General features: G+C 70.6%; 21 protein-coding genes. 8 read left to right on the top strand and 13 right to left on the bottom strand.

Annotated elements, in window-relative coordinates:
• Positions 1-42: 42 nt before the first annotated feature.
• Complete coding sequence (locus AB0J09_RS24895) at positions 43-1,125, bottom strand: LacI family DNA-binding transcriptional regulator (protein ID WP_360695490.1); 1,083 nt, start codon at positions 1,123-1,125, stop codon at positions 43-45.
• A 391-nt stretch (positions 1,126-1,516) separates the two neighbouring features.
• Positions 1,517-2,794 (bottom strand): MFS transporter, encoded by a 1,278-nt coding sequence (locus AB0J09_RS24890; RefSeq protein ID WP_360695487.1) that lies wholly within the window; start codon positions 2,792-2,794, stop codon positions 1,517-1,519.
• 23 nt (positions 2,795-2,817) lie between these two features.
• Here AB0J09_RS24890 and AB0J09_RS24885 point away from each other — a divergent pair, with 23 nt between their 5' ends.
• From AB0J09_RS24885 to mihF, 3 genes are all read left to right on the top strand, one after another.
• Positions 2,818-4,041: an ROK family protein gene (locus tag AB0J09_RS24885; RefSeq protein ID WP_360695484.1), complete on the top strand. Its 1,224-nt coding sequence runs from the start codon at positions 2,818-2,820 to the stop codon at positions 4,039-4,041.
• 108 nt (positions 4,042-4,149) lie between these two features.
• Positions 4,150-4,554: a heme-binding protein gene (locus tag AB0J09_RS24880; RefSeq protein WP_360695481.1), complete on the top strand. Its 405-nt coding sequence runs from the start codon at positions 4,150-4,152 to the stop codon at positions 4,552-4,554.
• A 103-nt stretch (positions 4,555-4,657) separates the two neighbouring features.
• On the top strand, positions 4,658-4,963 hold the full coding sequence (mihF, locus tag AB0J09_RS24875; protein ID WP_043641121.1) for an integration host factor, actinobacterial type: 306 nt from the start codon (positions 4,658-4,660) through the stop codon (positions 4,961-4,963).
• A gap of 91 nt (positions 4,964-5,054) precedes the next feature.
• Here the strand turns inward: mihF and AB0J09_RS24870 are convergent, their stop codons facing one another.
• Positions 5,055-5,702 carry a response regulator transcription factor gene (locus AB0J09_RS24870; RefSeq protein ID WP_360695477.1) on the bottom strand — a complete coding sequence of 216 codons (648 nt, stop codon included), beginning with the start codon at positions 5,700-5,702 and terminating at the stop codon, positions 5,055-5,057.
• Positions 5,693-6,940 carry a sensor domain-containing protein gene (locus AB0J09_RS24865; protein ID WP_360695474.1) on the bottom strand — a complete coding sequence of 416 codons (1,248 nt, stop codon included), beginning with the start codon at positions 6,938-6,940 and terminating at the stop codon, positions 5,693-5,695. The genes AB0J09_RS24870 and AB0J09_RS24865 overlap by 10 nt, the downstream gene beginning before the upstream one ends.
• Before the next feature lie 186 nt (positions 6,941-7,126).
• Between AB0J09_RS24865 and AB0J09_RS24860 the strand changes: the two genes are divergently transcribed.
• Genes AB0J09_RS24860 through AB0J09_RS24850 form a run of 3 tightly spaced genes read left to right on the top strand, consistent with a single transcriptional unit; the run spans position 7,127 to position 11,498 of the window.
• Entirely contained in the window at positions 7,127-8,413 is a 1,287-nt protein-coding gene (locus AB0J09_RS24860) for an acyltransferase (protein WP_360695470.1), read from the top strand.
• Between the two features lie 47 nt (positions 8,414-8,460).
• Positions 8,461-8,958 (top strand): N-acetyltransferase family protein, encoded by a 498-nt coding sequence (locus AB0J09_RS24855; RefSeq protein ID WP_360695467.1) that lies wholly within the window; start codon positions 8,461-8,463, stop codon positions 8,956-8,958.
• Positions 8,959-8,990: 32 nt separating this feature from the next.
• Entirely contained in the window at positions 8,991-11,498 is a 2,508-nt protein-coding gene (locus AB0J09_RS24850; protein ID WP_360695498.1) for a DUF3516 domain-containing protein, read from the top strand.
• Positions 11,499-11,679: 181 nt separating this feature from the next.
• Here AB0J09_RS24850 and AB0J09_RS24845 read toward each other — a convergent pair whose 3' ends face one another.
• Entirely contained in the window at positions 11,680-12,243 is a 564-nt protein-coding gene (locus AB0J09_RS24845) for a hypothetical protein (protein ID WP_360695464.1), read from the bottom strand.
• Between the two features lie 8 nt (positions 12,244-12,251).
• Here AB0J09_RS24845 and AB0J09_RS24840 point away from each other — a divergent pair, with 8 nt between their 5' ends.
• Complete coding sequence (locus AB0J09_RS24840) at positions 12,252-12,755, top strand: DUF2087 domain-containing protein (protein ID WP_360695460.1); 504 nt, start codon at positions 12,252-12,254, stop codon at positions 12,753-12,755.
• Here the strand turns inward: AB0J09_RS24840 and AB0J09_RS24835 are convergent.
• From AB0J09_RS24835 to AB0J09_RS24805, 7 genes are read right to left on the bottom strand one after another with little or no spacing between them, the layout of a single operon-like run.
• Positions 12,752-14,347, bottom strand: coding sequence for a beta-N-acetylhexosaminidase (locus tag AB0J09_RS24835; RefSeq protein WP_360695496.1), 1,596 nt, complete (start codon positions 14,345-14,347; stop codon positions 12,752-12,754). The genes AB0J09_RS24840 and AB0J09_RS24835 overlap by 4 nt on opposite strands.
• A gap of 17 nt (positions 14,348-14,364) precedes the next feature.
• A complete protein-coding gene (locus AB0J09_RS24830) occupies positions 14,365-16,302 on the bottom strand; it encodes an NPCBM/NEW2 domain-containing protein (protein WP_360695457.1) in 1,938 nt (645 codons plus the stop codon).
• 10 nt (positions 16,303-16,312) lie between these two features.
• A complete protein-coding gene (locus AB0J09_RS24825; RefSeq protein ID WP_360695454.1) occupies positions 16,313-17,857 on the bottom strand; it encodes an alkaline phosphatase D family protein in 1,545 nt (514 codons plus the stop codon).
• A gap of 29 nt (positions 17,858-17,886) precedes the next feature.
• Positions 17,887-19,188: a sugar ABC transporter substrate-binding protein gene (locus tag AB0J09_RS24820; RefSeq protein WP_360695451.1), complete on the bottom strand. Its 1,302-nt coding sequence runs from the start codon at positions 19,186-19,188 to the stop codon at positions 17,887-17,889.
• A gap of 15 nt (positions 19,189-19,203) precedes the next feature.
• Positions 19,204-20,013 carry a carbohydrate ABC transporter permease gene (locus AB0J09_RS24815; protein ID WP_360695448.1) on the bottom strand — a complete coding sequence of 270 codons (810 nt, stop codon included), beginning with the start codon at positions 20,011-20,013 and terminating at the stop codon, positions 19,204-19,206.
• Between the two features lie 10 nt (positions 20,014-20,023).
• On the bottom strand, positions 20,024-20,959 hold the full coding sequence (locus tag AB0J09_RS24810; RefSeq protein WP_360695445.1) for a sugar ABC transporter permease: 936 nt from the start codon (positions 20,957-20,959) through the stop codon (positions 20,024-20,026).
• Positions 20,956-22,257, bottom strand: coding sequence for a glycoside hydrolase family 36 protein (locus tag AB0J09_RS24805; protein WP_360695442.1), 1,302 nt, complete (start codon positions 22,255-22,257; stop codon positions 20,956-20,958). Before AB0J09_RS24805 ends, AB0J09_RS24810 begins: the two co-directional genes overlap by 4 nt.
• 166 nt (positions 22,258-22,423) lie before the next feature.
• Between AB0J09_RS24805 and AB0J09_RS24800 the strand changes: the two genes are divergently transcribed.
• A complete protein-coding gene (locus AB0J09_RS24800; RefSeq protein ID WP_360695440.1) occupies positions 22,424-23,578 on the top strand; it encodes an ROK family protein in 1,155 nt (384 codons plus the stop codon).
• On the opposite strand, the gene AB0J09_RS24795 is transcribed toward AB0J09_RS24800, so the two are convergent.
• The coding region (locus tag AB0J09_RS24795; RefSeq protein WP_360695493.1) for a helix-turn-helix domain-containing protein at positions 23,575-23,736 on the bottom strand (162 nt) is incomplete at its 5' end. The two genes, AB0J09_RS24800 and AB0J09_RS24795, sit on opposite strands and share 4 nt — an antisense overlap.

Below are 23,736 nucleotides of genomic sequence, written 5' to 3'. Positions count from 1 at the left end.
CGCGCGGCCCGCGCGGCGGCGCCGCCCTCGTCACGGTCGCCGTCACGCGTCCTCCTTGGTCAGGTCTGTACGGGTACGGCTCGCGCTCTCGTCCTCGGCCGGACGGTGCGCGTTCTCGTATTCGGCGCCCATCGTGGAGGCGCGGACCGCCAGGCGGGGCGGCACGGTGACCAGCCTGGGCCCGCGGTCGCCGCCCTGCAGCCGCTCGAGCAGCAGCTCGGCGGCGGCCTTGCCGCGCTCCGCCGACCCCAGCGAGACGCTGGTCAGCGAGGGCCAGGAGGCGGCGGCCAGGTCGGTGTCGTCCATGCCGACCACCGCCACGTCGTCCGGCACCCGGCGCCCCGCGGCCCGCAGCACGTCGAGCGCGCCCAGCGCGATCAGGTCGTTCGCGCACAGCAGCGCGTCCACGTCCGGGACCCTGGCGAGCAGCTCCGCCACCGCGCGGCCCCCCTCCGCGCGGTAGAAGTCGCCGATCTGCACGAGGTCCTCGTCGTAGGGCACGCCCAGGTCCCGCAGCGCCTCCCGGTAGGCGTCCCCGCGAGCGGCGCCGGGAACGGTGTCCAGCGGGCCGTTGACCATGGCGATCCTGCGGCGGCCGAGCGAGTGCAGGTGATCGACCGCCAACCGGACACCGGTCCGCGAGTCGGCCCGTACGTTGTCCACGCGGGTGCCGTCAGGCACGGACCCGATGATCACGACGGGCGCCCTGGCGGCGGCCAGCATCTCGAGGTGCGCCTCGGTGACCCGCAGCGGGCTCATGATCAGCCCGTCCACGTACCGCTCGCCCAGGCTGTGCAGCACGTCGATCTCGTCGGCCACGACGGCGTCGGTGGAGTGCAGCACGAGCCGGTATCCGGCGGCCTTCAGCACAGGCTGAATCTCGCGGAGCATGGCCAGGTAGGCGGGGTTGCCGACGTCGGCCATGGCGAAGGCGACCTGGTGGGTGCGGCGCGACTTGAGCGACCTGGCCACGGCGTTGCGCACGTAGCCGAGCTCGTCGGCGGCGGCCATCACCTTGCGCACGGTCTCCTGCCTGGTCGGCAGGCCGTTCAACACCCGCGAGACGGAGGCGATCGAGACACCGGCGCGCTCGGCGATCGTGTTGATCGTGGGTCCGTCGGCCAAGGCTGTCCTTCCATGTGTGTAAACGTTTACGATCGGAATCTGTAAACGTTTACCGCGTTTGGCACATGAAACCTGGATGTAACTTCCAGGTCAAGTCACGATCCCATAACGCCAGGTCAACGGCGGTTTCCGTAAATTCTTCCTAGATTGGGAGCCTGCGCTCGGCCCCTCGCCCGCGCCGCCGTCACCCAACGGCTAGAGGCACCGTGCACGTTGCGCCGAGTGCCCTCGACGCCGTCCCGGCGCCCGGGAAGCGGTGGCGCGGCGCCCTCATCGCACCCCTGTGGTGGCAGGCTGCCCGCCGCCGTGTCCAAGTGGCAGCCACGCCGGTCGGCAGCGGTGCACGGCCTCCCACACCCGGCACAGCGCCGGCGAGGAGCGTGAGGTGGGGTCAGTCGCGGGCGGGGGCGGGCGTGGGATGGTCGCCCGCGTCGGCGGGGGTGGGCGCGTCGGCTACCGGCGGGGCGGCGGTGGGAGCGGGTGAGAGGCGGGTCAGGGAGCGGATGGCGGGGGTGCCGGCGAGGGCTACGACGGCGGCCAGGACCGCGGGGATGATCAAGGCGATCGGGAGAGAGGACGCCTCCGCCACGTAACCCAGCACCGCGGGCCCCAGGAGGAGGCCGCTGTAGCCGAAGGCGGTCACCATCGCCAGCGCGCGCCCCACCCGGCCGCCTGCGGCGCCGACCGCGCTGAACAGGACCGGGACCACGGTGGCCAGGCCCACGCCCGCGAGGGCCCAGCCGGTCCAGGCGCAGACGACCCGCAGGGGGCCGGTCGCCACCGGCGACGCCAGGACCAGGACGTAGCCGGCCGTCGCGAAGAGGCCGGCGAGCTGGATGGTGCGCACCGAGCCGAGGCGGGCCCTGATCGGGTCTCCGAGCAGGCGGATGGTGGTCATGGCCACCGAGAAGATCGTGTACGCGAGCGGCGCCATCGCCGGATCCGTCTGCAGGATCCAGCGGGCGTGCAGCGCGGCCCAGTCGATGGCCGCGCCCTCGCTCAGGTGGCCGGCGAACGCGGCCAGGCCGAGGAGCGCGATCAGGCCCCAGCCCAGCGACGAGCCCCGCGAAGCGCCCGGCTCCGACGAGGAGGCGTGCGCGGGCGGGTCGGGCAGCAGCAGGCGTGCCGCGGGGACGTACAGGAAGGGCACCACCAGCGCCGCCACGATCAGCAGCCACTGCGGGTCCACCCCGGCATTGAGCGTCAGCGAGGTGAGCCCGCCCCCGGCCGCCCCGCCCAGGCTCCACGTGCCGTGGAAGGCGGAGATGATCGGGCGGCCGTAGCGGCGCTCGACCTCGACGGAGTGGGTGTTCATGGCGACCTCGGTCACCCCCAGCCCGATCCCGAACAGCACCGCGAGCACCGCCAGAGCCCAGTACGAGGGCGCGAGGGCGGGGCCGAGCAGGACCACCCCCGAGAAGGGACCGGCGAACCAGCACACCCGGCGGCTCGACCACCTGTCCACCAGCGGCCCGGCCAGCAACATCGACACCAGCGCGCCGCCCGAGATCAGCAACAGGACACTGCCCAGCCGGGCGGGGCCGAGATCGAGCCGGTCGTTCAGGGACGGGAGCCCGGCGGCCCACAAACCCATCACGAACCCGGCGAGGAAGAAGAACCCGAACACTCCGGCACGAGCACGTCTGGCATCAATGAGGCTTTTGTTCACGGCTAGAGCATAAACTGTGCAGCGTGATTGGTGCTACGACGAGTGGCGAGCTTCGCGCGCACAACCGGGTACGGCTGCTGCGCGCCGTGCATGACTGCGGGGCCACCCGCACCAGGTCGCAGCTGACCCGCGACCTGAACCTGGCGAGGGGGACGGCGTCGGTGCTGGTCGCCGGCCTGGCCGAGCACGAACTGCTGCACGAGGCGCCCGCGCGGGAGCATGGGCGGGGGCGTCCGACGCAGGTGCCGGGGCCGCATCCGCGCGGCCCGCTCGCGCTGGCCGTGGACGTGCGGGAGGACGCCTGGGAGCTGGCGGCCTGCGAGCTGGGCGGGCGGACGACGGTGCTCGGTCTCCAGCCGCACGACGGCACCCCCGAGGGCGTCCTGGGGCCCCTGGGCGACGCCGTCGCGGCCCACAGGCGCCGCCTCGGCCACCGAGTCGTCGGCGTCGGGGTGGCCCTGGCGGGCCCGGTACGGCACGGCGGCCTGGTGGACATCGCCCACCTGGGATGGCGCTCGGTCGACGTGCCACGGCTGCTCGGGACGGAGGCGCCGATCGTCGGGAACGACACGGCGTTCGCGGCGCTGGCCGAGGCGCGGCGTGGGCGGCTGCAGGGGGTGCGGGTGGGGCTGCACCTGCACGTGGACTTCGACCTCGGCGGCGTCCTCGTGGTGGAGGGCCGGCCGCTGGGCGGGGCGAGCGGCACGGGCGCCGAGTTCGGCCACATGCCGCTCACCGGCGGCGACCGCACCTGCCCGTGCGGCGCGACCGGCTGCTGGAGCATGGACGTCGGTGCGAACGCCCTCCTCCGCCACGTCGGACTCGCCTACGGCGGCGGCAGGGGGCGGGTCCAGGCGGAGGAGGTGCTGGCCGGCAGCGAGGAGGCGGTCGCGGCCAACGCGAGAGCACTCGGACGCGGCATCGCGGCCCTCGTGAACGCCCACGACCCCGAAGTGGTGACCCTCTCGGGCCACGGCGTCGAGCTGTACGGGCGGGCCAGGGAGGCCCTGATGGAGAGCTGCGTGCCCGGCCTCATGGCGATCCGCCGCGAGCACCCGCCCAGGATCGAGGGCTCGGCGCTGGGCTGGCGTGGCGCGCTGCTGGGCGCGATGGAGTCGGTGTTCGACGCCTTCCTCACTCCGGAAGGCCTCGAAAGGTGGCGCGAAAACCACCCTGACCAGGGTCGCGACACGCCCGAGCGGCGCAATGTGACGCATTCCACCCTGAATGGGGCGAAGCCGCTATAGGCCGTGCCCGTTCCGGCCCCATGCTAGCGATCTTGCCGTGCAGGGCCAAGGGGCTGTACGCATGGAGGGGAAGGCCATCACGACCTCAGCGATCCGAGGGAAGCACGCGTGAATCTGGAACTCGCGCTCCGCATGACCGAGGCGGCCGTCAGGCAGGCGCTCCGCGAAGGCGTGGCGATCTCCGCGGCGGTCGTGGACGAGGGCGGCCATCTGGTGTCTTTCCAGCGTATGGAGGGTGCGGAGATCGCGGGGCCGATGCTCGCGCAGGGCAAGGCGTACACCTCGGTGGCCCTGCGCGGGTCCACCACGGAGCTGGCCGCACGGACGGCTCCCGGAGGGGACCTGCACGGCCTGCCGCGGGAGGGGTTCGTGTGCATCGGAGGCGGCATCCCGCTCTGGGCGGACTACGGTGAGGGATGGCGCGTGGTCGGCGGCATAGGGGTCAGCGGAGGCACGGTCACGCAGGACGTGGCGTGCGCGGAAGCGGCCGCCGAGGTGTGGCGGACACGTTGAGGGGGCGCTTTCCGCAACACGAACCGCTGGTATCCGCCATGATTAGCCACTGCACCACGGGTAACAGAATCCCGAACGTAAACTCCCCGAGGAGAGAACTGAGATGGCACTTCCCACTCTCACCCCCGAGCAGCGTCAGGCGGCTCTGGCCAAGGCGGCCGAGGCGCGTGCCGCCCGCACCGCTCTGCTCGCCAAGGTCAAGGCCGGCGAGCTGACGTTCGCTCAGCTGCTGGAGCGCGACGACGACATCGCGAAGAAGATCAAGGTCTCCCAGGCGCTCCGCGCCGTCAAGGGCGTCGGTCCGGCCAAGGCCACCGCGCTGATGGAGGAGGCGGGCGTCGACGAGAAGCGCCGCCTCGGCGGCCTGGGCGCCCAGCAGCGCAAGAAGCTGGTCGACGCGCTCGGCTAAATCCCCCGAGCGGCCAGGTCCGCGCGCGGCGCCGCGCGGACCGGCCAGCCAACCATCGCGGCCGGAGGGGGGACCGACGGCCGCGAAGGGATCAGGAACGCAAGTACGTCAGTACGGCGAGCACCCGCCGATGCTGGTCGCTGTCCTCCGCGTAGAGGCCGAGCTTGTTGAAGATGCTCCTGATGTGCTTCTCCACGGCGCCGTCACTGACCACGAGCTGCCGCCCGATGGCCGGATTGGACTTCCCCTCGGCCATCAGCCCGAGCACCTCCCGCTCCCGCGGCGTCAGCTGCGCCAACGGGTCGTCCTTGCGCCTGCGCACCATCAACTGGGACACCACCTGCGGATCGAACACCGTGCCGCCGGCGGCAACCCGCCGCAGGCCCTCCAGGAACTCGTCCACGTCGACGACCCGGTCCTTCAGGAGGTAGCCCACCGCGCCCCGGGCGTCGGCGAGCAGGTCGTCGGCGTAGGAGACCTCGACGTACTGCGACAGGATCAGCACGGGCGCCCCGGGCACCCTGCGCCGCGCCTCCACGGCCGCCTTGAGCCCTTCGTCGGTGAACGACGGCGGCATGCGCACGTCGACCACCGACACGTCCGGCTTGTGCTCGGCGATCGCCGCCACGAGGGCGTCGCCGTCTCCGACGGTCGCGACCACCTCGCAGCCGAACTCCTCCAGCAGCCTGACCAGGCCCTCCCTGATCAGGACCGCGTCATCGGCCACGACTACCCGCACGGCACCTCCGCCACGATCAACGTCGGCCCGCCGTCCGGCGACTGCACGCTCAGCTCCCCGTCAACGGCGCGGAGCCGGTCGGCCAGGCCGGCGAGACCGTGTCCCTTGGCGACGTGTGCGCCGCCGACCCCATCATCCCCGATCGTGAGCATGAGCACGTCGCCGATGCGGGTCAGCTGGACCGTGCAGATCGTGGCGCGGCTGTGCTTGGCCACGTTGGTGAGGGTCTCGGCGCAGACGAAGTAGACGGCGTTCTCCACCGCGGCCTGGTAGCGCTCGACGGTCTGCACGTCCAGATCGACGGGGACCGTGCAGCGCCCTGCCAGGGCGGCCAGAGCGGGCGCGAGTCCGCGGTCGGACAGAATGGGCGGCGCGATGCCGCGCGAGAGCGCACGGAGCTCGTCGAGCGTCTCGCGGGTGGCGGTGATGGCCGACTTGATCGTGGCCTGCGCCCCCTCCGGGTCCTTGGCCATCTGCCGCTGGGCCCTGGACAGCTCCATGGCCAGCGAGACCAGCCGCTGCTGCGGCCCGTCGTGGATGTCGCGCTCCAGCTTGCGCAGCGCGTTGGCCTCGGCGGAGACGGCGGCGGCCCGGCCCTCGGCCAGGTCGTCGATGCGCTCCTGCAGCTCGGCCACGCCGGTCAGCAGCGCCCGGCCCACCCCGGCCCGCAGCAGCGCGGCGCCGCGCACCGCGAACGGCAGGATCAGCGCGAAGACCAGTCCGAGGGAGACGTAGAAGATCGAGTTGACGGTGTAGCCGTCGCCCAGGCCGAGCAGCTCGGGCAGTTCCTCGTTGCCCTGGATGCGCGAGGTGACGATGCCGTACAGCGGGTAGGTCAGGCCGGCCAGCGGGATCGCCCAGAACACCACCGTGACCACGAACGACGCGATGGCGAACGGCAGGTTCAGGATGCCGTGCAGCAGGTCGAGCCAGGACTGCCCGCTGGTCAGCGGGTTGACGATCCGGCGGAAGCGGCCCGCTCCGGGCGGGGCGGGCTTGTAGCGGGGCCGTACGGGCGGCCGCTTGAGCACGTCGGACAGCCAGCCGCGCTCCGCGTCGGCGAAGCCCCGCGCCGTCATCAGCGTGCCGGCCAGCAGCGGCACGCCCACCCATACGACCGCGGTGCCCACGCCGGCCGCGAAGCCGGCGATCATGATCACGAAGCCGATGACGGCTGTGGGGAAGCCGACCAGCGTGTAACGGGTGTCGAGTAGGACACGCCTCATCCGGGAACGCATGGGATTCACGGTATGGCCTCTGATCGTCCGAGACGAGCGGGTGCACAGGTGTGCGGGGGTAGGGCCAGCCCTACCACGCAGGGTGATGTGATCTCGACCGCAAGAGGGCGGCGAGCGGCACTGTGCGTGAAGGCCCGCGACGGGAGCCTTGAACCATCCGCTCCCCCTCCGAATCGAGGCTCCCCCATGACCGTCCTGCTGGACCGCCCCATCGCCCCAGTGAGACAGCCGAGCACACATCCGCGCGGGACGGCAGGAACGCGTGCGGCGGTGCGGGACCCGTTCATCGACCTGCTTCGTGTCTTCGGCATGGCGCTGATCGTGTTCCAGCACTGGACGATCCCCGTGCTGACCTACGACGGGGGCCGGCTGGCCACGGGCAACGCGCTGTCGACGCCCGGCGTGTGGGTCGTGACGTGGCTCAGCCAGGTCATGCCGCTGGTGTTCTTCGCGGGCGGCGCGGCGAACGCGATCAGCTTCGGCCGCTCGGGCGGGAACCCGCAGCGGTGGCTGGCGGCCCGGCTGCGCCGGCTGGCCTGGCCGCTGCTGCCCCTGGCGGCGGTGTGGATCCCGCTCCCCCACGTGCTGCTCACGCTGGGCGTGCCCGAGCAGCCGCTGGAGGTGGGCGCGCGGCTGACCGGCCAGCTCCTGTGGTTCCTGGCCGTCTACCTGATCGCCGTCACGGCCACCCCGTTCGCGCTGCGCCTGCATGAGAGGTACGGCCTGCTGGTCCCCGCGTCGCTGGCGGCCGGGGCGGTGCTGACAGACGTGGTGCGCTTCTCGACCGGGTTCGACGCCATCGGCTACCTGAACGTCGTGTTCGTCTGGCTGGCGGTCCACCAGCTCGGCTTCTTCTACGCCGAAGGGCGGCTGCGTCGGCCCTGGACACTCGCTCTGGGCGGGTTCGGCGTTGCGGCGCTGCTGGTGGCGTACGGCCCGTACCCGGGCAGCATGATCGGCCTGCCGGGCGCCGAGGTGTCGAACATGGCGCCGCCCACCCTCGCCATGCTGGCCGTCGGGATCGGGCAGGTCGGGCTGGCCGCGCTGCTGCGGCCGTGGCTGGTGCGGCTGCCCACGGAGCGCCTGCTGGCCTGGGCGAGCCCGCGGATCATGACCGTGTACCTGTGGCACATGCCGGCCCTGTTCGCGGTCACCGGCGTGGTGGTGGTCCTGCTGGGCATCGACACGCCGAGGCCGGGCAGCGCGTTCTGGCTCGCGGGGTGGCCGGTCTGGTTCGGGCTGCTGTGCCTGGTCATGTGGCCGCTGCTGAAGGGCTTCGCCAGGTTCGAGGCGCCGCTCGCGCTGCCGTACGGGCAGGCCGGGTGGGGCGGCACGCTCGCGGCGGTCGCGCTGGTCGGCGGCGGGGTGCTGACGCTCACGGTCGGCGGGTTCGCGCCCGGCGGCGGGCCGTTCCTCGCGGTGCTCGCCCTGCTGGGCGGCCTGCTGATGACGGCACCTCGATCGCGGGCGTGAGGATCCGGAAACACCCCTGTCACATGGTGTTGAGCAGAATGTCGGCCATGACGAACATTCGGGGCCTTGTCGAGGCCGATCTGCCGGCCGTCACCGACATCTACGCCCACTACGTGACCGGCAGCGTGGCCACGTTCGACGAGACGCCGCTCGGGCTGGACGCGTGGCGGGCGAAGGCGGACGGCATCACGGGCGCGGGCCTGCCGTTCCTGGTGGCCGAGGTGGACGGCGCGGTCGCCGGATACGCCTACGTCTCCCAGTACCGCCCCAAGCCCGCCTACCGGCACACGGTCGAGGACACGATCTACCTGGCGCCCGGCTTCACGGGACGGGGGCTCGGCAAGCTGCTGCTCGGCGAGCTGATCAAGAAGACCGGCGAGACCCCCGCCCGTCAGATGATCGCGGTGATCGCGGACTCGGGCGATCCGGCCTCGGCGCGGCTGCACAAGGCGTTCGGGTTCGAGGAGGTCGGGCGGCTTCGGGCGGTGGGATTCAAGCACGAACGCTGGATCGACACGGTGCTGTTCCAGCTCCCTCTTGGCTAGAGCGGTTCGACCACACGGCAAACTTCGGCAGGATAGAGAGTGTGAGCCTTCTCCTTGACCGCCTGCCCGAAGACATCGACGCCGAGCCGGACGCCATCTTCGACGCGTTCGTGCAGTGGAACTCCGAGCGGGGGCTCACCCTCTATCCCGCCCAGGAGGAGGCCCTCATCGAGGTCGTCTCCGGCAGCAACCTGATCCTGGCCACGCCGACGGGCTCGGGCAAGTCGCTGGTGGCCGCGGGCGCCCACTTCACCGCGCTGACGCGCGACCAGCGCACCTTCTACACCGCGCCGATCAAGGCGCTGGTGTCGGAGAAGTTCTTCGACCTGTGCGCCATCTTCGGCACCGAGAACGTCGGCATGATGACCGGCGACGCCAGCGTCAACCCTGGCGCGCCCATCATCTGCTGCACGGCCGAGATCCTGGCCAACGTGGCCCTGCGCGACGGCGCGGCGGCCGACATCGGCCAGGTCGTCATGGACGAGTTCCACTTCTACGCCGAGCCCGACCGCGGGTGGGCGTGGCAGGTGCCGATTCTGGAGCTGCCCAACGTGCAGTTCATCCTGATGTCGGCCACGCTCGGCGACGTGTCGATGTTCGAGCGCGATCTGACCAGGCGCACCGGGCGGCCGACGTCCGTGGTCAAGCACGCCGAGCGGCCGGTGCCGCTGGTCTACTCGTACAGGATGACGCCGCTGCACGAGACGCTGGAGGAGATGCTCAAGACCGGGCAGGCGCCGGTCTACGTCGTGCACTTCACGCAGGCGGCGGCGATGGAGCGGGCCCAGGCCCTGATGTCCATCAACATGGCGACGAAGGCCGAGAAGGAGGCCATCGCCGCGATGATCGGGGGGTTCCGCTTCACCACCCGGTTCGGGCGGGCGCTGTCCCGGCTCGTGCGCCACGGCATCGGCGTCCACCACGCCGGCATGCTGCCGAAATACCGGCGCCTGGTGGAGCGGCTGGCCCAGGCCGGCCTGCTGAAGGTCATCTGCGGCACCGACACCCTCGGCGTCGGCGTCAACGTGCCGATCAGGACGGTGCTGTTCACCGCGCTGTCCAAGTACGACGGCAACAAGGTGCGGCGGTTGCGCGCCCGCGAGTTCCACCAGATCGCGGGCCGGGCCGGCCGGGCCGGGTTCGACACCATCGGCTACGTCGCCTGCCAGGCCCCTGAGCACGACATCGAGAACGCCAAGGCCCTCGCCAAGATCGGCGACGACCCCAAGCGGCGGCGCGGCTACGCGCGTAAGAAGCCGCCGGAGGGGTTCGTGGGCTGGAGCGAGGACACGTTCCAGAAACTCCAGGAAGCGGAGCCGGAGCCGCTCAACTCCCGCTTCAAGGTCAGCAACGCCATGCTGCTCGCGGTGATCAACCGGCCCGGCGACTGCTTCCAGGCGATGAAGCACCTGCTGACCGACAACCACGAGGACCGCAAGTGGCAGCGGCGGCACATCAGCCAGGCCATCGCGATCTACCGGTCACTACTGGCGGGCGGCATCGTCGAGCAGTTCGCCGAGCCCGACGAGCAGGGCAGGCGGGCCAGGCTGACGATCGAGCTGCAGGAGGACTTCGCGCTCAACCAGGCGCTGTCGACGTTCGCGCTGGCCGCGTTCGACCTGCTCGACCGCGAGTCGCCGTCCTACGCGCTGGACATCGTCTCGATCGTGGAGTCGATCCTCGACGACCCGCGTCAGATCCTGTCGGCGCAGCTGAAGAAGGCGCGCGGCGAGGCGGTCGCGCAGATGAAGGCCGACGGCATCGAGTACGAAGAGCGCATGGAGCAGCTCGCCGAGGTCATGTACCCCATGCCGCTGGAAGACCTGCTGCTCGGGGCCTACGAGACCTACCGGCGCGGGCATCCGTGGGTGGGCGACTACACGGTCAGCCCCAAGTCCGTGATCCGTGACATGTACGAGCGGGCCATGACGTTCGGCGAGTACATCCAGTTCTACGAGCTGGCCAGGTCCGAGGGCACGGTGCTGCGTTACCTGGCCGACGCCTACCGCACGCTGTCGCGTACCGTGCCCGAGCACCTCAAGACCGAAGACCTGGTCGATCTGATCGAGTGGCTCGGCGAGCTGGTCCGCCAGGTCGACTCCTCGCTCATCGACGAGTGGGAGAAGCTGACCAACCCGGCCGAGGCGCTGGAGCAGCAGAACCAGCTGGAGACCAAGGTGCGCCCGGTCACGGCCAACCCGCGGGCCTTCCGCGTGCTGGTGCGCAACGCGATGTTCCGGCTGGTCGAGCTGTGCGCCATCGAGAAGGAGGACGAGCTGGAGGAGCTCGCCCCCGACGTCGACTGGGGCGCGGCGCTGGACGCGTACTACGCCGAGCACGAGGAGATCTTCACCGACGCCGACGCGCGCGGGCCCGCGCTGCTGCGGATCGAGGAGGAGAGCGGGCTCTGGAAGGTCCGCCAGACGGTCAAGGATCCGGCCGGCGACGGCGACTGGGGCATCGACGCCCAGGTCGACCTGGCCGGGTCCGATGAGGAGGGCCGCGCCGTGCTCCACGTGATCGGGCTCAACCGGCTCTGAGGCACCGCGCCGGGGGCGCTGGGGCTGCCCCCGAAGCCCAATGCAACCCCAGAAAACGACAAGCCGTGTGCCGGAACGGACTGGCAAGGGCGCCCCGGCACACGCCTGTCGATTCAGTGTCGTCCGGAATACGTCGGGGTCGTGTCATGATCGTGTCCCAAGATCGAGACATTTCCCGCAATCAGCAATCGGCGATGGTGCAGATCTTGGCGAGCATGCGCTTGGTGTCCTGCGTCTGCTGTCCGAAGTCGTCTTTTCGGGGCTTACCCCACTCGCCGGCCACGGTGTAGAGGATCAGGGCGTTTCCGCGACGGGTCACGATGGCCCGCTCGCCGCCGACGCCCGGCTTCCTGCCCTGGTATGCCTGGCCGGTGACCTTCAGCGCCTTGTCACCGAGGCTCACCGCGCGGGCGGAGTAGCGGTAGCCGGATCTGGAGCAGGCGCGGACGGCGGCCTCCATGTCGTGCAGGGCCTTGCCCGCGGCCGCGGGCGAAGAGTAGAGGATCACCTGCTCCGACCTGGAGTAGTCGGGCACCGCGGTGTAGATGAGCGTCCTGGCCTGCGTGCGGCCGCTCTGGCCGAGCTTGGCCTTCTGGCACGGGTTCACGACGAGGGCGGCCGTCTTCTTGCCGCTGGCTGTCCAGTTCGTCTCGGGGTTCTTGTCCTTGGTGGCGGCGGCCTGCTCGTACAGCAGGAAGTTGTTCGGGATGGCGACGGCGACGGCGAGTAACAGCGCTGAGATCATGGGACAAAATGGTAGGGGTGAACGACGATGAGATCAGGCGCGTCCTCGGGCTGCTCTACCAGGAAGACACGTTACGGACCTTCGCCGCCCTCGTGCTCGGTGACGCCGGCGGCCAGTCGCCCAAGGCGCTGCGGAAGCTGGCCGCCGGCGGTCTGGCGGCGTACGACGAGAGCGGCAAGTGGCGGGCCACGCCCGAGCGCTTCCGTGAGCTGCTGCGGGCGCGGGCCGAGCCGGCCGAGGAGCTGAGCGCCGAGGAGCGGGTGCTGCGCACGTTCCTGGTGGACGGGCGGCTGACGACCATGGGGATGCGGCGCGACAAGCGGCTGGTGGTGCTGCGCTACATCGCCATGGTGTTCGAGCCCGGCGTGCGCTACCCGGAGAAGGACGTGAACGTGGCCCTGCGGGCGTTCCACGACGACTACGCGGCGCTGCGCCGCTACCTGGTGGACGAGGGGCTGCTGTCCAGGGAGGACAACGTCTACTGGCGCAGCGGCGGCCCCGTCCAGATCTAGAGCGAGTGGCGGAGGTTGCTGGTCCAGGCGTCGAGCTTCGCCTGCCAGCGCTCCGGGTCCTCCGGCCGCCCCGGCACGCCCGGCCGGGTCTGCCAGGGCAGCGGTCCCTCCGCGTGCCGGTACTCCACGCCGAGCGCGTCCAGCCGGGGCAGGTGCGCCGCCAGCCGTGCCCGGAAATCGTCCAGGTCCCGTTCGGGTGAGCTCCACACCGTCTCGGAGAAGGCCGCCAGCCGGGGGAAGGCCATGTAGTCCGCGTGCCGGCTGGAGTCGATCAGCTCCGTCCAGAGGCCGCACTGCGCGCCCAGCACGTGGGCGGCGGCCGGTTCGCCGCGCAGGCCGGCGGGCACCGGCTCGAAGGCGTAGACGTCCTCCAGCGTGAGCACCGTCCCGAACGGCACCGGCTCCTCCTCCCCCGGCCCCTGCCGGTAGTCCAGGTAGAGGCTCGTGTTGGAGCAGTTGATCACGTCGTGGCCGCTCCTGGCGGCGGCCACCGCGCCCAGCTCGCCCCGCCACGACGCGACCACCGCGCCGGGCGCCAGGCCGCCCTCCAGGATCTCGTCCCAGCCGACGAGCCGGCGTCCGCGCGTCGTCAGGTAAGCGTCGAACTGGTGGATGAACCAGCTCTGCAGCTCCTCCTCGTCCCGCAGCCCCAGCTCGGCGATGCGCCGCTGCGCCGCGGGGCTCGCCTTCCACTGGTCCTTGCGGCACTCGTCGCCGCCCAGCACGATGTACGGGCTGGGGAACAGCTCGAGCACCTCGTCCAGCACGTCCTGGAAGAACTTGATCGTGCTGTCCTCGACGTTGAGCACGTTCTGGCCGACGCCCCAGCCCGTGCGCACCTCCAGCGGCGTGTCCAGGTTGCCGAGCTCCGGGTACGCGGCGATAGCGGCCTGTGTGTGCCCCGGCAGGTCGATCTCGGGGACGACCGTGATGTGCCGGGCCGCGGCGTACGCGACGATCTCCCTGATGTCGTCCTGGGTGTAGTAGCCGCCGTGCGGGCGGCCGTCCAGGGCGCCGTTCCAGCCGGTCTGGCTCTCCTTGCGCCACGAGCCGACCTCGGTCAGCCTCGGGTAGCGGCGGATCTCGATGCGCCAGCCCTGGTCGTCGGTGAGGTGCAGGTGCAGGACGTTCAGCTTGTGCAGGGCGATCAGGTCGATGAAGCGGAGCACGTCGCGCTTGGTCATGAAATGCCGGGCGACGTCGAGGAGGCAGCCGCGCCACCCGAACCTCGGCGCGTCCTCGACGTACGCGCCGGGCACCTCGAAGGGCCCGCGCGCGGCCTTCCTGAAGGCGGCTGGCGGCATGAGCTGCCTGAACGTCTGCGCCCCGTAGAACGCCCCGGCGGGCCCGCCCGCGACGATCTCCACCGTGGAGCCGACGGTCAGCCGGTACGCCTCCGGCGGCAGATCGCCGAGCGCCAAGGTGATCGTTCCCGAGCCCCCTGGCAGCAGCTCGCCTCCGGTGACGGGGGCGAGCTCACCGCGCAGCCAGGCGGCCACCTCGCCCAGCGCCGGGTCGGCGGCGAGCGAGGTATCGCGGTTGAGGACGAACGCCCCTGGCCGGGACTCGTGCTTGACGGGCTTGGGAACGATCAACAACGGCAAACTCCTTACTTACAGGTGATGGCGGCGTCGGCGAAGTCGGCGTGGTCGGAGGTCGCGTTGTCGCCTCCGTTGGTGGCGACCAGCCGGACGTATCTGGCGCCCTCGACGGACGCGGTGACCTTGCGGGCGGGCATGGCGCCGGTGAGCACGCCCGAGTGGGCGACCCGGCCCCCGTCGGCCCAGACCTCGAAGTCGGCCGAGCCCGCCGAGCCGACCTCGTCGTCGATCCCGGCCTGGAACTCCACGGTCGAGCAGCGCCCGGCGGTGTAGAACTCGATCTCGGCGGGCGCGTGGGCGCCGAGGCCCTTGGCGTACGTGACGCCCTCGATGGTGATCGGCTTCCCGTCTCCGGCCGCCTTGTCACCGTTGCTGGTGTCCTTCTCGACCGGGCCGAAGTAGTTCTTGGCGCTGGTCCAGGCCACGTCGCTGAGGGACGTACGCCCCGAGCCGGGAGCCGTGGCGACGGTCACGACGGCCACGGCGGTCTGCGTGCCCTGCGTGAAGGTGAGTTCGTAGTTCCCCGGCGTGGCACCGGCGGGCGGGGTGATGGCCCATTTCACGGTGAGCGTCTCGCCGCCGTCCAGCTTGCCGGTCTTGGCGGGCGTCCGCGCGGCGGCCTGCCACCCGTCCGGTACGCGTGCCGTGACCTCGACGTCGCGCAGGCGTGCGGTGGCCCCCGTGTTGGTGACCTTGGTCAGGATCTCGCCTGTCTTGCCCGGTTCCAGCACCGAGGGCCGGTCGTCGCCGAGGAACTTCGGCGGGTCGGCCTCGAACGTCACCAGCGGCGGCGCCTGCTCACGGCTCTCGCTGACCCGGTAGAGCAGGGCCGCGTGCGCGGGAACGTGGGCCGCCAGCTCGCCCTTGGACGAGGTGACCGCGCCGCTCCACAGTTCCTCGACCCGGTAGCGAGACGCACCGAGCGCGGTCGAGATGGTGGCCGAGCGGTCGCTCTCGTTGAACAGCGCGACGGCCCGGTCGCCGTTGGCCAGCGGCTTGGACAGCACGTGGTACCAGCCGTCGCTCTTCACGAACGTGCCGTGCACGCCCAGGGAGTCCTGGTTCACCGCGACGACCTTGGGGTTGGCGACGACCGCGGGCGGCGCCGCGGCCGGGTCGGCCTGCAGGATCAGCGGGGACGCCCCGATCGCCCAGAGCGTGAACTGGGCGCGGTACTCGGTCTCGGTCATCCCGCCGCGCCCGGCCTGGATCAGGTCGGGGTCGGACCAGCTGCCCGGGCCCGCGTATTCGGCCCTGAGCTGGTTGGTCTCCCAGATGTCCACCATCGTCGCGTAGACGTCGGGGATGGGACGGTTGTAGACGTTCGTGCGCCAGGTGGTGGCGCCCGCGCTCTTGCCCCAGAGCCACGGCACGGTGCTGCCGTCCTCGTTGTTCATGGCGAACGCGACGTCCGCGCCGAGGGCCTGGCGCATGCGCGGGTAGAGGGCCTCGCCGATCTGCTGCACGTTCTGGCCGGGGAAGTCGGCCGTGGGGATGTTGCACCAGTCGTACTTGACGTAGTCGACGCCCCAGCCCTTGACCTGCTCGGCGTCGGCGGCCTCGCTCTTGTACGAGCCGGGGCCGCCGCCCGAGCACGCCTTGGTGCCGGCCGAAAGGCTGAGGCCCAGCTTCATGCCCTTGCCGTGTACGTAGTCGGCGAGGGCTTTCACGCCGCCCGGGAAGCGGGCGGCGTCGGGGGCCAGGGCGCCGTTCGTGCGCTGCGCGGCCAGCCAGCAGTCGTCGATGATGACGTACCGGTAGCCGAGCGGGACGAGGGGCACGAGGGCGTCGGCGGCCTTGCGTACCGACGACTCCGAGACCGAGCAGCCGAGCGAGCGGCTGCTCCAGCCCATGGGCGGGCCGGAGGCGGCTTCGGCGGTGCTGGATAACGGCACGAAGGGCATGGTGAGGAGGGCCGCCGCGGCGGCGGCCGTGAGGATGCGCATGGGAGTCCTGTCAGGCGGGGTTGAGTCTGGGGACGCCGGGCTCGATGACGAAGGAGCCGGAGGTGTAGGCGGGGGCGTACGGCTCGGTGACGCGTGACAGCGAGCGGAAGTCGACCTTCATCTCCTGCTGGGTCAGCCTGGCGCGCACGTAGCCGCGGCGGCCGTTGAAGAACTTCACGTGCGGGTTCTCGTTGAGCAGGACCTGCGTGTTGGGGTACTCGTCCAGGCCGTTGCCCGCGCTCGTCACCGAGGTGGTGACCAGTTCCACGGCGACGGACTTCGACTCGGGGTCCTGGTAGTCGCGCTTGACCTCGCCGGCCCAGTGGGAGTGCACGTCGCCGGTGAGCACGACGGCGTTGCGCTTGTAGGTGTCGATGGCGGTCGTCAGGCGGTTGCGGGAGGCGACGTAGCCGTCCCAGCCCTCGTTCGAGTAGCCCTTGCCCTCGCCGTTGGTCCAGTCCATCTCCATGAGGAAGACCTGCTGCCCGAGCAGGTCCCAGGTGGCGCGCGAGCCCTTCAGCTCGCCGTCCAGCCAGGCCTCCTGGTCGCGGCCCAGGATCGTCCTGTTGGGCTCGAGGCGGTCGAGGCAGTCCGGGCCGACGGTGCCGCTCTTGCCGGTGCACGCGTACAGGTCGCGGTACTGGCGGGTGTCGAGCATGTGGAGGTTGGCGACCGCGCCCCAGCGGATGCTGCGGTAGAGCTTGAGCGCCGAGCCGTTGGGCTTCTGGGCGCGGCGCAGCGGCATGTTCTCGTAGTACGCCTGGAAGGCCGCGGCCCTGCGCGGGAGGAACGGCGGGTCGGGCTGCTCGGGCACGTCGCCGGCCCAGGCGTTCTCGATGTCGTGGTCGTCCCACACCACGACCCAGGGGGCGATGGCGTGGGCCAGCTGCGACTCGGGGTCGGCCTTGTGCTGGGCGTGGCGCAGCCGGTAGCCGGCCAGGTCGAAGCACTCGCCGCCGGCCTGGTCGCGGACCGGGTACTTGTAGTCGCCGTACTCGTATATGTAGTCGCCGAGGAAGGCGATCAGGTCGGGCTGGTCCTCGGCCATCCTGCGGTACGGCGTGAACCAGCCCACCTGGTAGTCGGCGCAGGAGGTGAACGACAGGTTCAGCGCCCGGCTGCGGGAGCCGAGGGCCGGGGCGGTGAGGGTGCGGCCGACGGGGCTGATCTCGCCCTCGGCCCTGAAGCGGTAGAAGTACTCGGCGCCTGGGTCAAGGCCTTCGAGCTCGACGTGGACGCTGTGGGCCGCGTCGGGGCGGGCGACCTCGGTGCCGTTCCGTACGACATGCCGGAAATTTTCGTCTTTGGCGAGCTGCCACTGGACCGGCACCGGGCGGTCCGGCATGCCGCCGAGGCCGTCGAGCGCGATCGGGTTCATGGCGAGCCGGGTCCACAGGACCACGCCGTCAGGCGTGGGCTCGCCCGAGGCGACGCCGAGCTGGAAGGGGTCGGAGACAGGGGCGCGACGGGCCGCCGCCTGCACAGGGGCAGCACCCAGTGCGGCGGAAACGCCCAGGCTCGCGCCCCCGGCGAAGAGTGAACGCCGGGTGATCATAGGGGTCCTTACGTGAGGGGGGTGTCCCGCTACTTGACGGTGGCGTTGCCTTCGGTGACGGCCTGGTCGGCGGCAGCCTGCGGGGTGAGCTTGCCGAGGTACATCTCGTTGAAGATCTGGTTGAGCTTCGTCTCGAAGCCGGTGAAGCCGGTGGTGACCGGCAGCGGGAAGGTCGAGCCCTCGGCCTCCGTCGCGAACGGCGAGACGTCGACCTTCTTCGACTTCCAGAAGTCGACGTAGCCCTGGCTGAGGCCGTTGAGCGCGGGGAAGACGTAGCCGCCGTCGGCCATCATCTTCTGCGGCTCCTGAGTGCCGAGGTATTCGGCCAGCTTCATGGCCTCCTTGGGGTGCTTGCTCTTGGCGTAGACGGCCTCGGCCAGGCCGTTCAGGTTGACCGAGCGGCCCTGCGGCCCCTCAGGCATGGGCGCGACGCCGATCTCGAAGCTCGCCTCGGGCGCCACGAACGGCAGCAGCGCGTTGTTGGCGGGGAACATCGCGACCTGGCCCGCCTTGAACATGTCGGTGACCTTGCCGGTGGGCGGGTTGGTCTGGGTGGCGGGCGGGGAGACGTGGTGCTTGTTCACCAGGTCCACGCCGAACTGCAGCGCCTGCACCGACGCCGGGTCGTTGAAGGCGTACTTGCCGAAGGGCTTGTCGACGAGCTTGCCGCCGTTCGAGCTGACCCAGTTCATCCACTGTGTCTGGTAGTGGTTCCAGGAGGCGAAGCCGTACGTCTTGACCTTGGCGGCGTCGAAGCCGGCGTCGCCGGGGTGCTTGCCGGCCTCGTCCACGGTGAGCTTGCGTGCCGTGTCGAGCAGGGTGCCGGTGCCGTCCGCCGCCCAGGTGAGCTTGTCGGGCATCTCCACGCCGGCCTTCTTGAACAGGTCCTTGTTGTAGAGCAGGCCGACGATTCCCCAGTCCTTGGGGACGCCGTACAGCTTGTCCTGGTAGGTGAAGGAGCCGACGACGGTCTGGTGGTACTTCGACTGATCGACCTGGACCGGGCTGAGCACGCCCTTGGTCACGTATTCGGGGAACTGGGTGGGGGTCATCCAGAACACGTCCGGGGCGGTGCCCGCGACGACGTCCGCGGTGAGCTTCGTCCAGTACTGGTCGTACGGCAGCAGCTCGATGTTGACGTCGATGCCGGGGTTGGCCTTCTCGAAGGCCGCCATGACCTTCTCGTAGCCGACCTTCTGCTGGTCGTCCCAGAGCCGGTACGTCAACGTGACCTTGGCGGACTCGCCGCCGCCCGAGCCTGAGCCGCACGAGGTGAGGGCGAGCATGGCGGCGCCGAGCAGCGCCCAGCGAATCGGGGGGTTGTGCAACATTCGCTGACCTTCTTCTTACTTGAGACCTGTGAGGACGACGGATCTGACGATGTGCTTCTGGAAGAAGATGAAGATGGCCACCATGGGCACCAGCGCGATCAGGCTGCCGGCCATCATGAGGTTGTAGTCGACGCCGATGCCCTGCTTGAGCGTGGCGATGGCCACCGTGATGACCTTGGTGTCATCGCCGCTGGTGATGATCAGCGGCCAGAGGAAGCTGTTCCACGAGGAGATCACCGTGATGATCGCCAGCGTGCCGAGGGCGGGGCGGCAGAGCGGGAGCAGGACGCGGAGGAGGATCGTCAGCGGCCCCGCCCCGTCGATCCGCGCCGCCTCCTCGAGCCCGGAGGGCAGGGTCTTGAAGAACTGCCGCATCAGGAAGATCCCGTACGGCGTGCCGAGCACGTAGGGGGCGAGCAGGCCGTACCAGGTGTTGACCAGCTCCAGCTCCCGCATGATCAGGAACAGCGGGATCATCGTGACGGCGCTCGGCACCATCATCGTCGCCACGAACAGCCAGAACAGCACGTCCCTGCCCTTGAACCGGAGACGCGCGAACGCGTACGCGGCGAACGTGGTGAACACCAGCTGGCCGACCGTCAGCAGAGCCGTCATCAAGGCCGTGTTGAGCAGGTAGCGCGGGAAGTCCCCTTCCAGCATCTTCGCCAGGTTGCCCGCGGTCGGCGGCAGCCCGGGCAGCCAGGGTGCCGTCGTGCTCAGCTGCGCCTGCGTCTTGAACGCCGTCAGCACGACGAGCAGGTACGGGAAGACGGAGATGAACGCACCGACCGCGAGCACGGCGTACAGGAGGATTCGCTTGGCCATGGGTCTCCTCTCAGCTCAAGTCGTAGGTGGTGCGTTTGCTGAAGAACCTGACCTGGGCCATCGTCACCAGGAAGATGATCAGGAAGAGCAGCGTCGACAGCGTGGCCGCGTAGCCGAAGTCGAACTCCTTGAACGCGGTCTGGAAGATCCTGAAGTTGATCACGTCGGTGGTGTGGCTGGGGCCGCCGTCCGTCATCGCGAACACCGTGTCGAACACCTGGAAGGAGCCGATCAGGTTCGTCACGCTGACGAAGAACATCGTGGGGTTGAGCAGCGGCAGCGTCACCCGCCAGAACCGCTGCGCCGGCGTGGCGCCGTCGGTCTCGGCCGCGTCGTGCAGCTCCTTCGGGATGCCCTGGAGCCCGGCCAGGAAGAACAGCATGTTGTAGCCGGTGTACTGCCAGACGCTGACGAGGGCGACGGCGGGCAGCGCCCACGCGGGGTCGGACAGCCAGTCCGGGCCGGTGATCCCGACCAGCGCCAGGGCGCTGTTGATGGCGCCGTTGCGGGGGTCGAAGATCCAGCCCCAGACCAGGGCCAGGACGATGGGGGTGGCCATCCACGGGACCACGAACAGGGACCGGTAGAACCTGACGCCCTTGATGCGCTGGTTGAGCAGCATCGCCAGGCCCAGGGCGAGGACGGTCTGCAGGGGGATGCAGAGCAGGACGTACCCGATCGTCACGCCGAGCGAGTGCCACGTCTGGCCGTCGCCGATCAGGCGGCGGTAGTTGTCGAAGCCGACGAACCGGGGGTCCGAGAGCAGTTCCCAGTCGAAGAGGCTGAGGACGAGGACGATGACCATGGGAAGCAGCAGGAAGGCCACCACGCCGAAGAGGCTGGGCGCCACGAACAGGTACGCGTGCCAGCCGCTCCCCCGCCTCCGCCGCCCTTTGGCCGGCTGGACGTCCGCCACCAGGCCGCTCTCGGCGGTGTGGCTGGTCACGACGGCTCCGTCGACGTCGGGACCATGAGGCGCCTGGTCGTCTCCAGGCCCCAGTCGTCCAGGGCCGCGATCGGGTCGCTCGCTCCGCGCAGGCCGCCCGTGCCGGCGATGTGCGCCGCCCACTCCTCCCGCGCCTCCACCTCGGGGCGCAGGATGATGCAGTCCGGGTCGTTGACCCACCACCGGGCGTGCAGGAACTCGCGGGCCGCCCCCGTGAGGCGGGCGCCCAACTGGGACGGCTGGCTGATGTCGCCGGACTTGGGCTGCACGGTCGGCGCGATGTCGGGGCTGACGCGCATGATGTCCACCAGACCGATGCTGGGTAACATCGGCGCCCCGCACCCGTGCAGGGTCGCGTCGGCGCCGGCTCCTTGGCGGATCAGCTCCAGGCCGCGCCGGTACGCGGCGATGGGGTCGAGGTCCTCGTGCCGCCCGCCCGCGAGCGCTCCCGCGTAGACGAAGTCGAGCTTGAAGTGGCTGATGCCCATCGCGCTGAACGTCCGGAAGACGTTCACCAGGTGCTCGGCCGCCTCGGGGTGGGTGACGTCGAGCACCGCCAGGTCCTGGTCCCACATGCGTCCCGCGTACGCGCCCTGGACCAGCCAGCCGGGGTGCTCGCGGAAGATCCGGCTCCGGTGGCCGACCAGGAACGGGGCGGTCCAGATCCCGGCCCGCCGGCCCGCGCCCGTGACGGCGTCCACGGCCCGCGCCAGCGAGCCGAACTCGGGCCGTCCCTCCAGCCAGTCGCCGATCTCGGCCTCGTAGCCGTCGTCGATGAGGAACATGTCGGCGCCCAGGCCGAGGCGCTCTGAGAGCTCCAGGTTCTCGATGACGTCGGCGTCGGTGACCTTGCCCCAGTAGCCGTACCAGGTGCACCACATGGGCGGGACGGCGGGGAACGTCCGGGGTCCCGTCATGGTGCCCGCCCAGTCGCGCAGGGCCTGGTCCAGGCCGCCTTCCGAGCGGTGGTGGCGTACGGGGCCGTCGGCGGAGATCACCAGACGGCCGCCCTCCTGGCGTGCCCTGATCGACGGCACCTGGAGGGGGCTCGGTGCCGACCAGAGCTCGACGGACCCGTCGCCCGGCTCGACGGCCAGCAGCCCCTCGCCCTGGAACACCCCGTCGGGGATCGGGGTCTCCGGGCGGTAGGCGAGGATCTGGATGGTCTCGTCGGCGGGCCTGGGCGGAGTGTCTGTCAGGCGGTACGCGCCCGTGGGGCTCCACGACTGCCAGCCGTGCTCGAACACCCGCGCCTCGCCAGGGTCACACCTGATCTCGCCGATGTCAGCGAAGGACATCCTGATTCCTCTCGACTTTCAAAGGAGCCCTTCATTAGTAGCACCGGCGGTCGTGCGGGGTCAATGACCGTCTTTCGCCTGAAATAACTGCAGATGCGCGAGGGCATACAGGGGCCAATCGCTGGCATAATCTGTGGTTACAGAGGAGACCTACTTAAGGACGGCGATGGCGGACGTTCGCGGAGGCGACCTGTCCCGGCTGCGGCAGCTCAACTCGCTGACGGCCATCCGGGAGCTGCGCAGGGCGGGCCCGCTCACCCTGTCGGCGCTCGCCGAGCGTACCGGTCTGTCCCGGCCGTCCATGAAGGAGGTCACCGACGAGCTCATGGAGCTGGGCTGGGTGGAGGAGGTGCCGCCGAGCCCCGGCACGATGGGCCGGCCGGCCCGCCGCTACCGCTTCCGCGCCGACAGCGGCTATCTGGTCGGGGTCGACATAGGGGGTCACAACATCCGCGCCGCCCTGTCCGACCTGGACGGCGAGATCCTCGCGGAGACCCGGCAGCCGGTGCTTCCCGACGCTCCGATCGAGGAGCGCCTGTCGGCGATCGAGCGGGCGGTCTCCGGGTGCCTGGCGCTCAGCCGTACGTCGGTCTCCGACCTGTGGACGATCTCGGTGGGCACCGTCGGCGTGATCGACGTCGAGGGCCGCGTCATCTACTCGGCCGCCGTGCCCGCCTGGCGGGACCTCGACCTCGCGGGCAAGATGCGGGAGATGTTCCCCTGCCAGGTGCTCATCGAGAACGACAGCCGCCTGGCCGCCATGGCCGAGTCCAGGCGCGGGGTGGCCAAGGGCGCCCGGGACGTGGTGTTCCTGCACGTGGGCCGCCGCATGGGGGCCGGCCTGATCATCGGCGGCAAGGTGCACAGAGGCTTCGGGGCGGCGGCCGGGGAGATCTCCATGCTGCCCGAGGCCCGCTGGTTCGACGCTCCCGAGCACCTCAACACCTGCCCGTCCATCCCCGAGGGCACCGCGCCCGAGGACGCGGCCGGGTTCACGCTGGCCGCCGCGCGGAACGGGGATCCGGCGGCGGTCGCCGCCGTCGAGCGGTACGTGGACGACCTCGCGGTGGGGACGGCCGCGATGGTGCTCATCCTGGATCCGCAGATAGTGGTGCTGGGGGGCGGGTTCTCGCGCTCGGCGGACGTGCTGCTCGAGCCGCTGCGGGAACGGCTGGAGCGCACCTGCATGCGCATGCCGGAGGTACGCGCGTCCACGCTCGGTGACGAGTGCGTGGTGGTGGGGGCCATCGACTACGCGGTCGACCATCTGGACGACCAGCTCTTCACCCCCGACAAGGGCCCCCTCCCCGTCACCCGCTAACCGTTGCGGAGGCGGGCGCGGTAGTCGCGGGGCGGCAGGCCGTACTCACGCTTGAACGCCCGGCTGAAGTGGAACGGGCTGACGAAGCCGGACGCCGCCGCCACCTGCCCCACGTCCAGGTCCGTCACCTCGAGCAGGCTGGCGGCGCGCCGTACCCG

This window comes from Nonomuraea sp. NPDC049784, from assembly GCF_040659615.1.
Classification (GTDB): Bacteria; Actinomycetota; Actinomycetes; order Streptosporangiales; family Streptosporangiaceae; genus Nonomuraea.
This window is presented reverse-complemented; position numbering and strand designations above follow the sequence as displayed.

Coding starts and splice junctions, on each gene's coding strand:
- mihF (WP_043641121.1), top strand. CDS start 4,658: ATGGCACTTCCCACTCTCACCCCCGAGCAGCGTCAGGCGGCTCTGGCC.
- AB0J09_RS24865 (WP_360695474.1), bottom strand. CDS start 6,940: ATGCGTTCCCGGATGAGGCGTGTCCTACTCGACACCCGTTACACGCTG.
- AB0J09_RS24860 (WP_360695470.1), top strand. CDS start 7,127: ATGACCGTCCTGCTGGACCGCCCCATCGCCCCAGTGAGACAGCCGAGC.
- AB0J09_RS24855 (WP_360695467.1), top strand. CDS start 8,461: ATGACGAACATTCGGGGCCTTGTCGAGGCCGATCTGCCGGCCGTCACC.
- AB0J09_RS24845 (WP_360695464.1), bottom strand. CDS start 12,243: ATGATCTCAGCGCTGTTACTCGCCGTCGCCGTCGCCATCCCGAACAAC.
- AB0J09_RS24840 (WP_360695460.1), top strand. CDS start 12,252: ATGGTAGGGGTGAACGACGATGAGATCAGGCGCGTCCTCGGGCTGCTC.
- AB0J09_RS24830 (WP_360695457.1), bottom strand. CDS start 16,302: ATGCGCATCCTCACGGCCGCCGCCGCGGCGGCCCTCCTCACCATGCCC.
- AB0J09_RS24825 (WP_360695454.1), bottom strand. CDS start 17,857: ATGATCACCCGGCGTTCACTCTTCGCCGGGGGCGCGAGCCTGGGCGTT.
- AB0J09_RS24820 (WP_360695451.1), bottom strand. CDS start 19,188: ATGTTGCACAACCCCCCGATTCGCTGGGCGCTGCTCGGCGCCGCCATG.
- AB0J09_RS24815 (WP_360695448.1), bottom strand. CDS start 20,013: ATGGCCAAGCGAATCCTCCTGTACGCCGTGCTCGCGGTCGGTGCGTTC.
- AB0J09_RS24805 (WP_360695442.1), bottom strand. CDS start 22,257: ATGTCCTTCGCTGACATCGGCGAGATCAGGTGTGACCCTGGCGAGGCG.
- AB0J09_RS24800 (WP_360695440.1), top strand. CDS start 22,424: ATGGCGGACGTTCGCGGAGGCGACCTGTCCCGGCTGCGGCAGCTCAAC.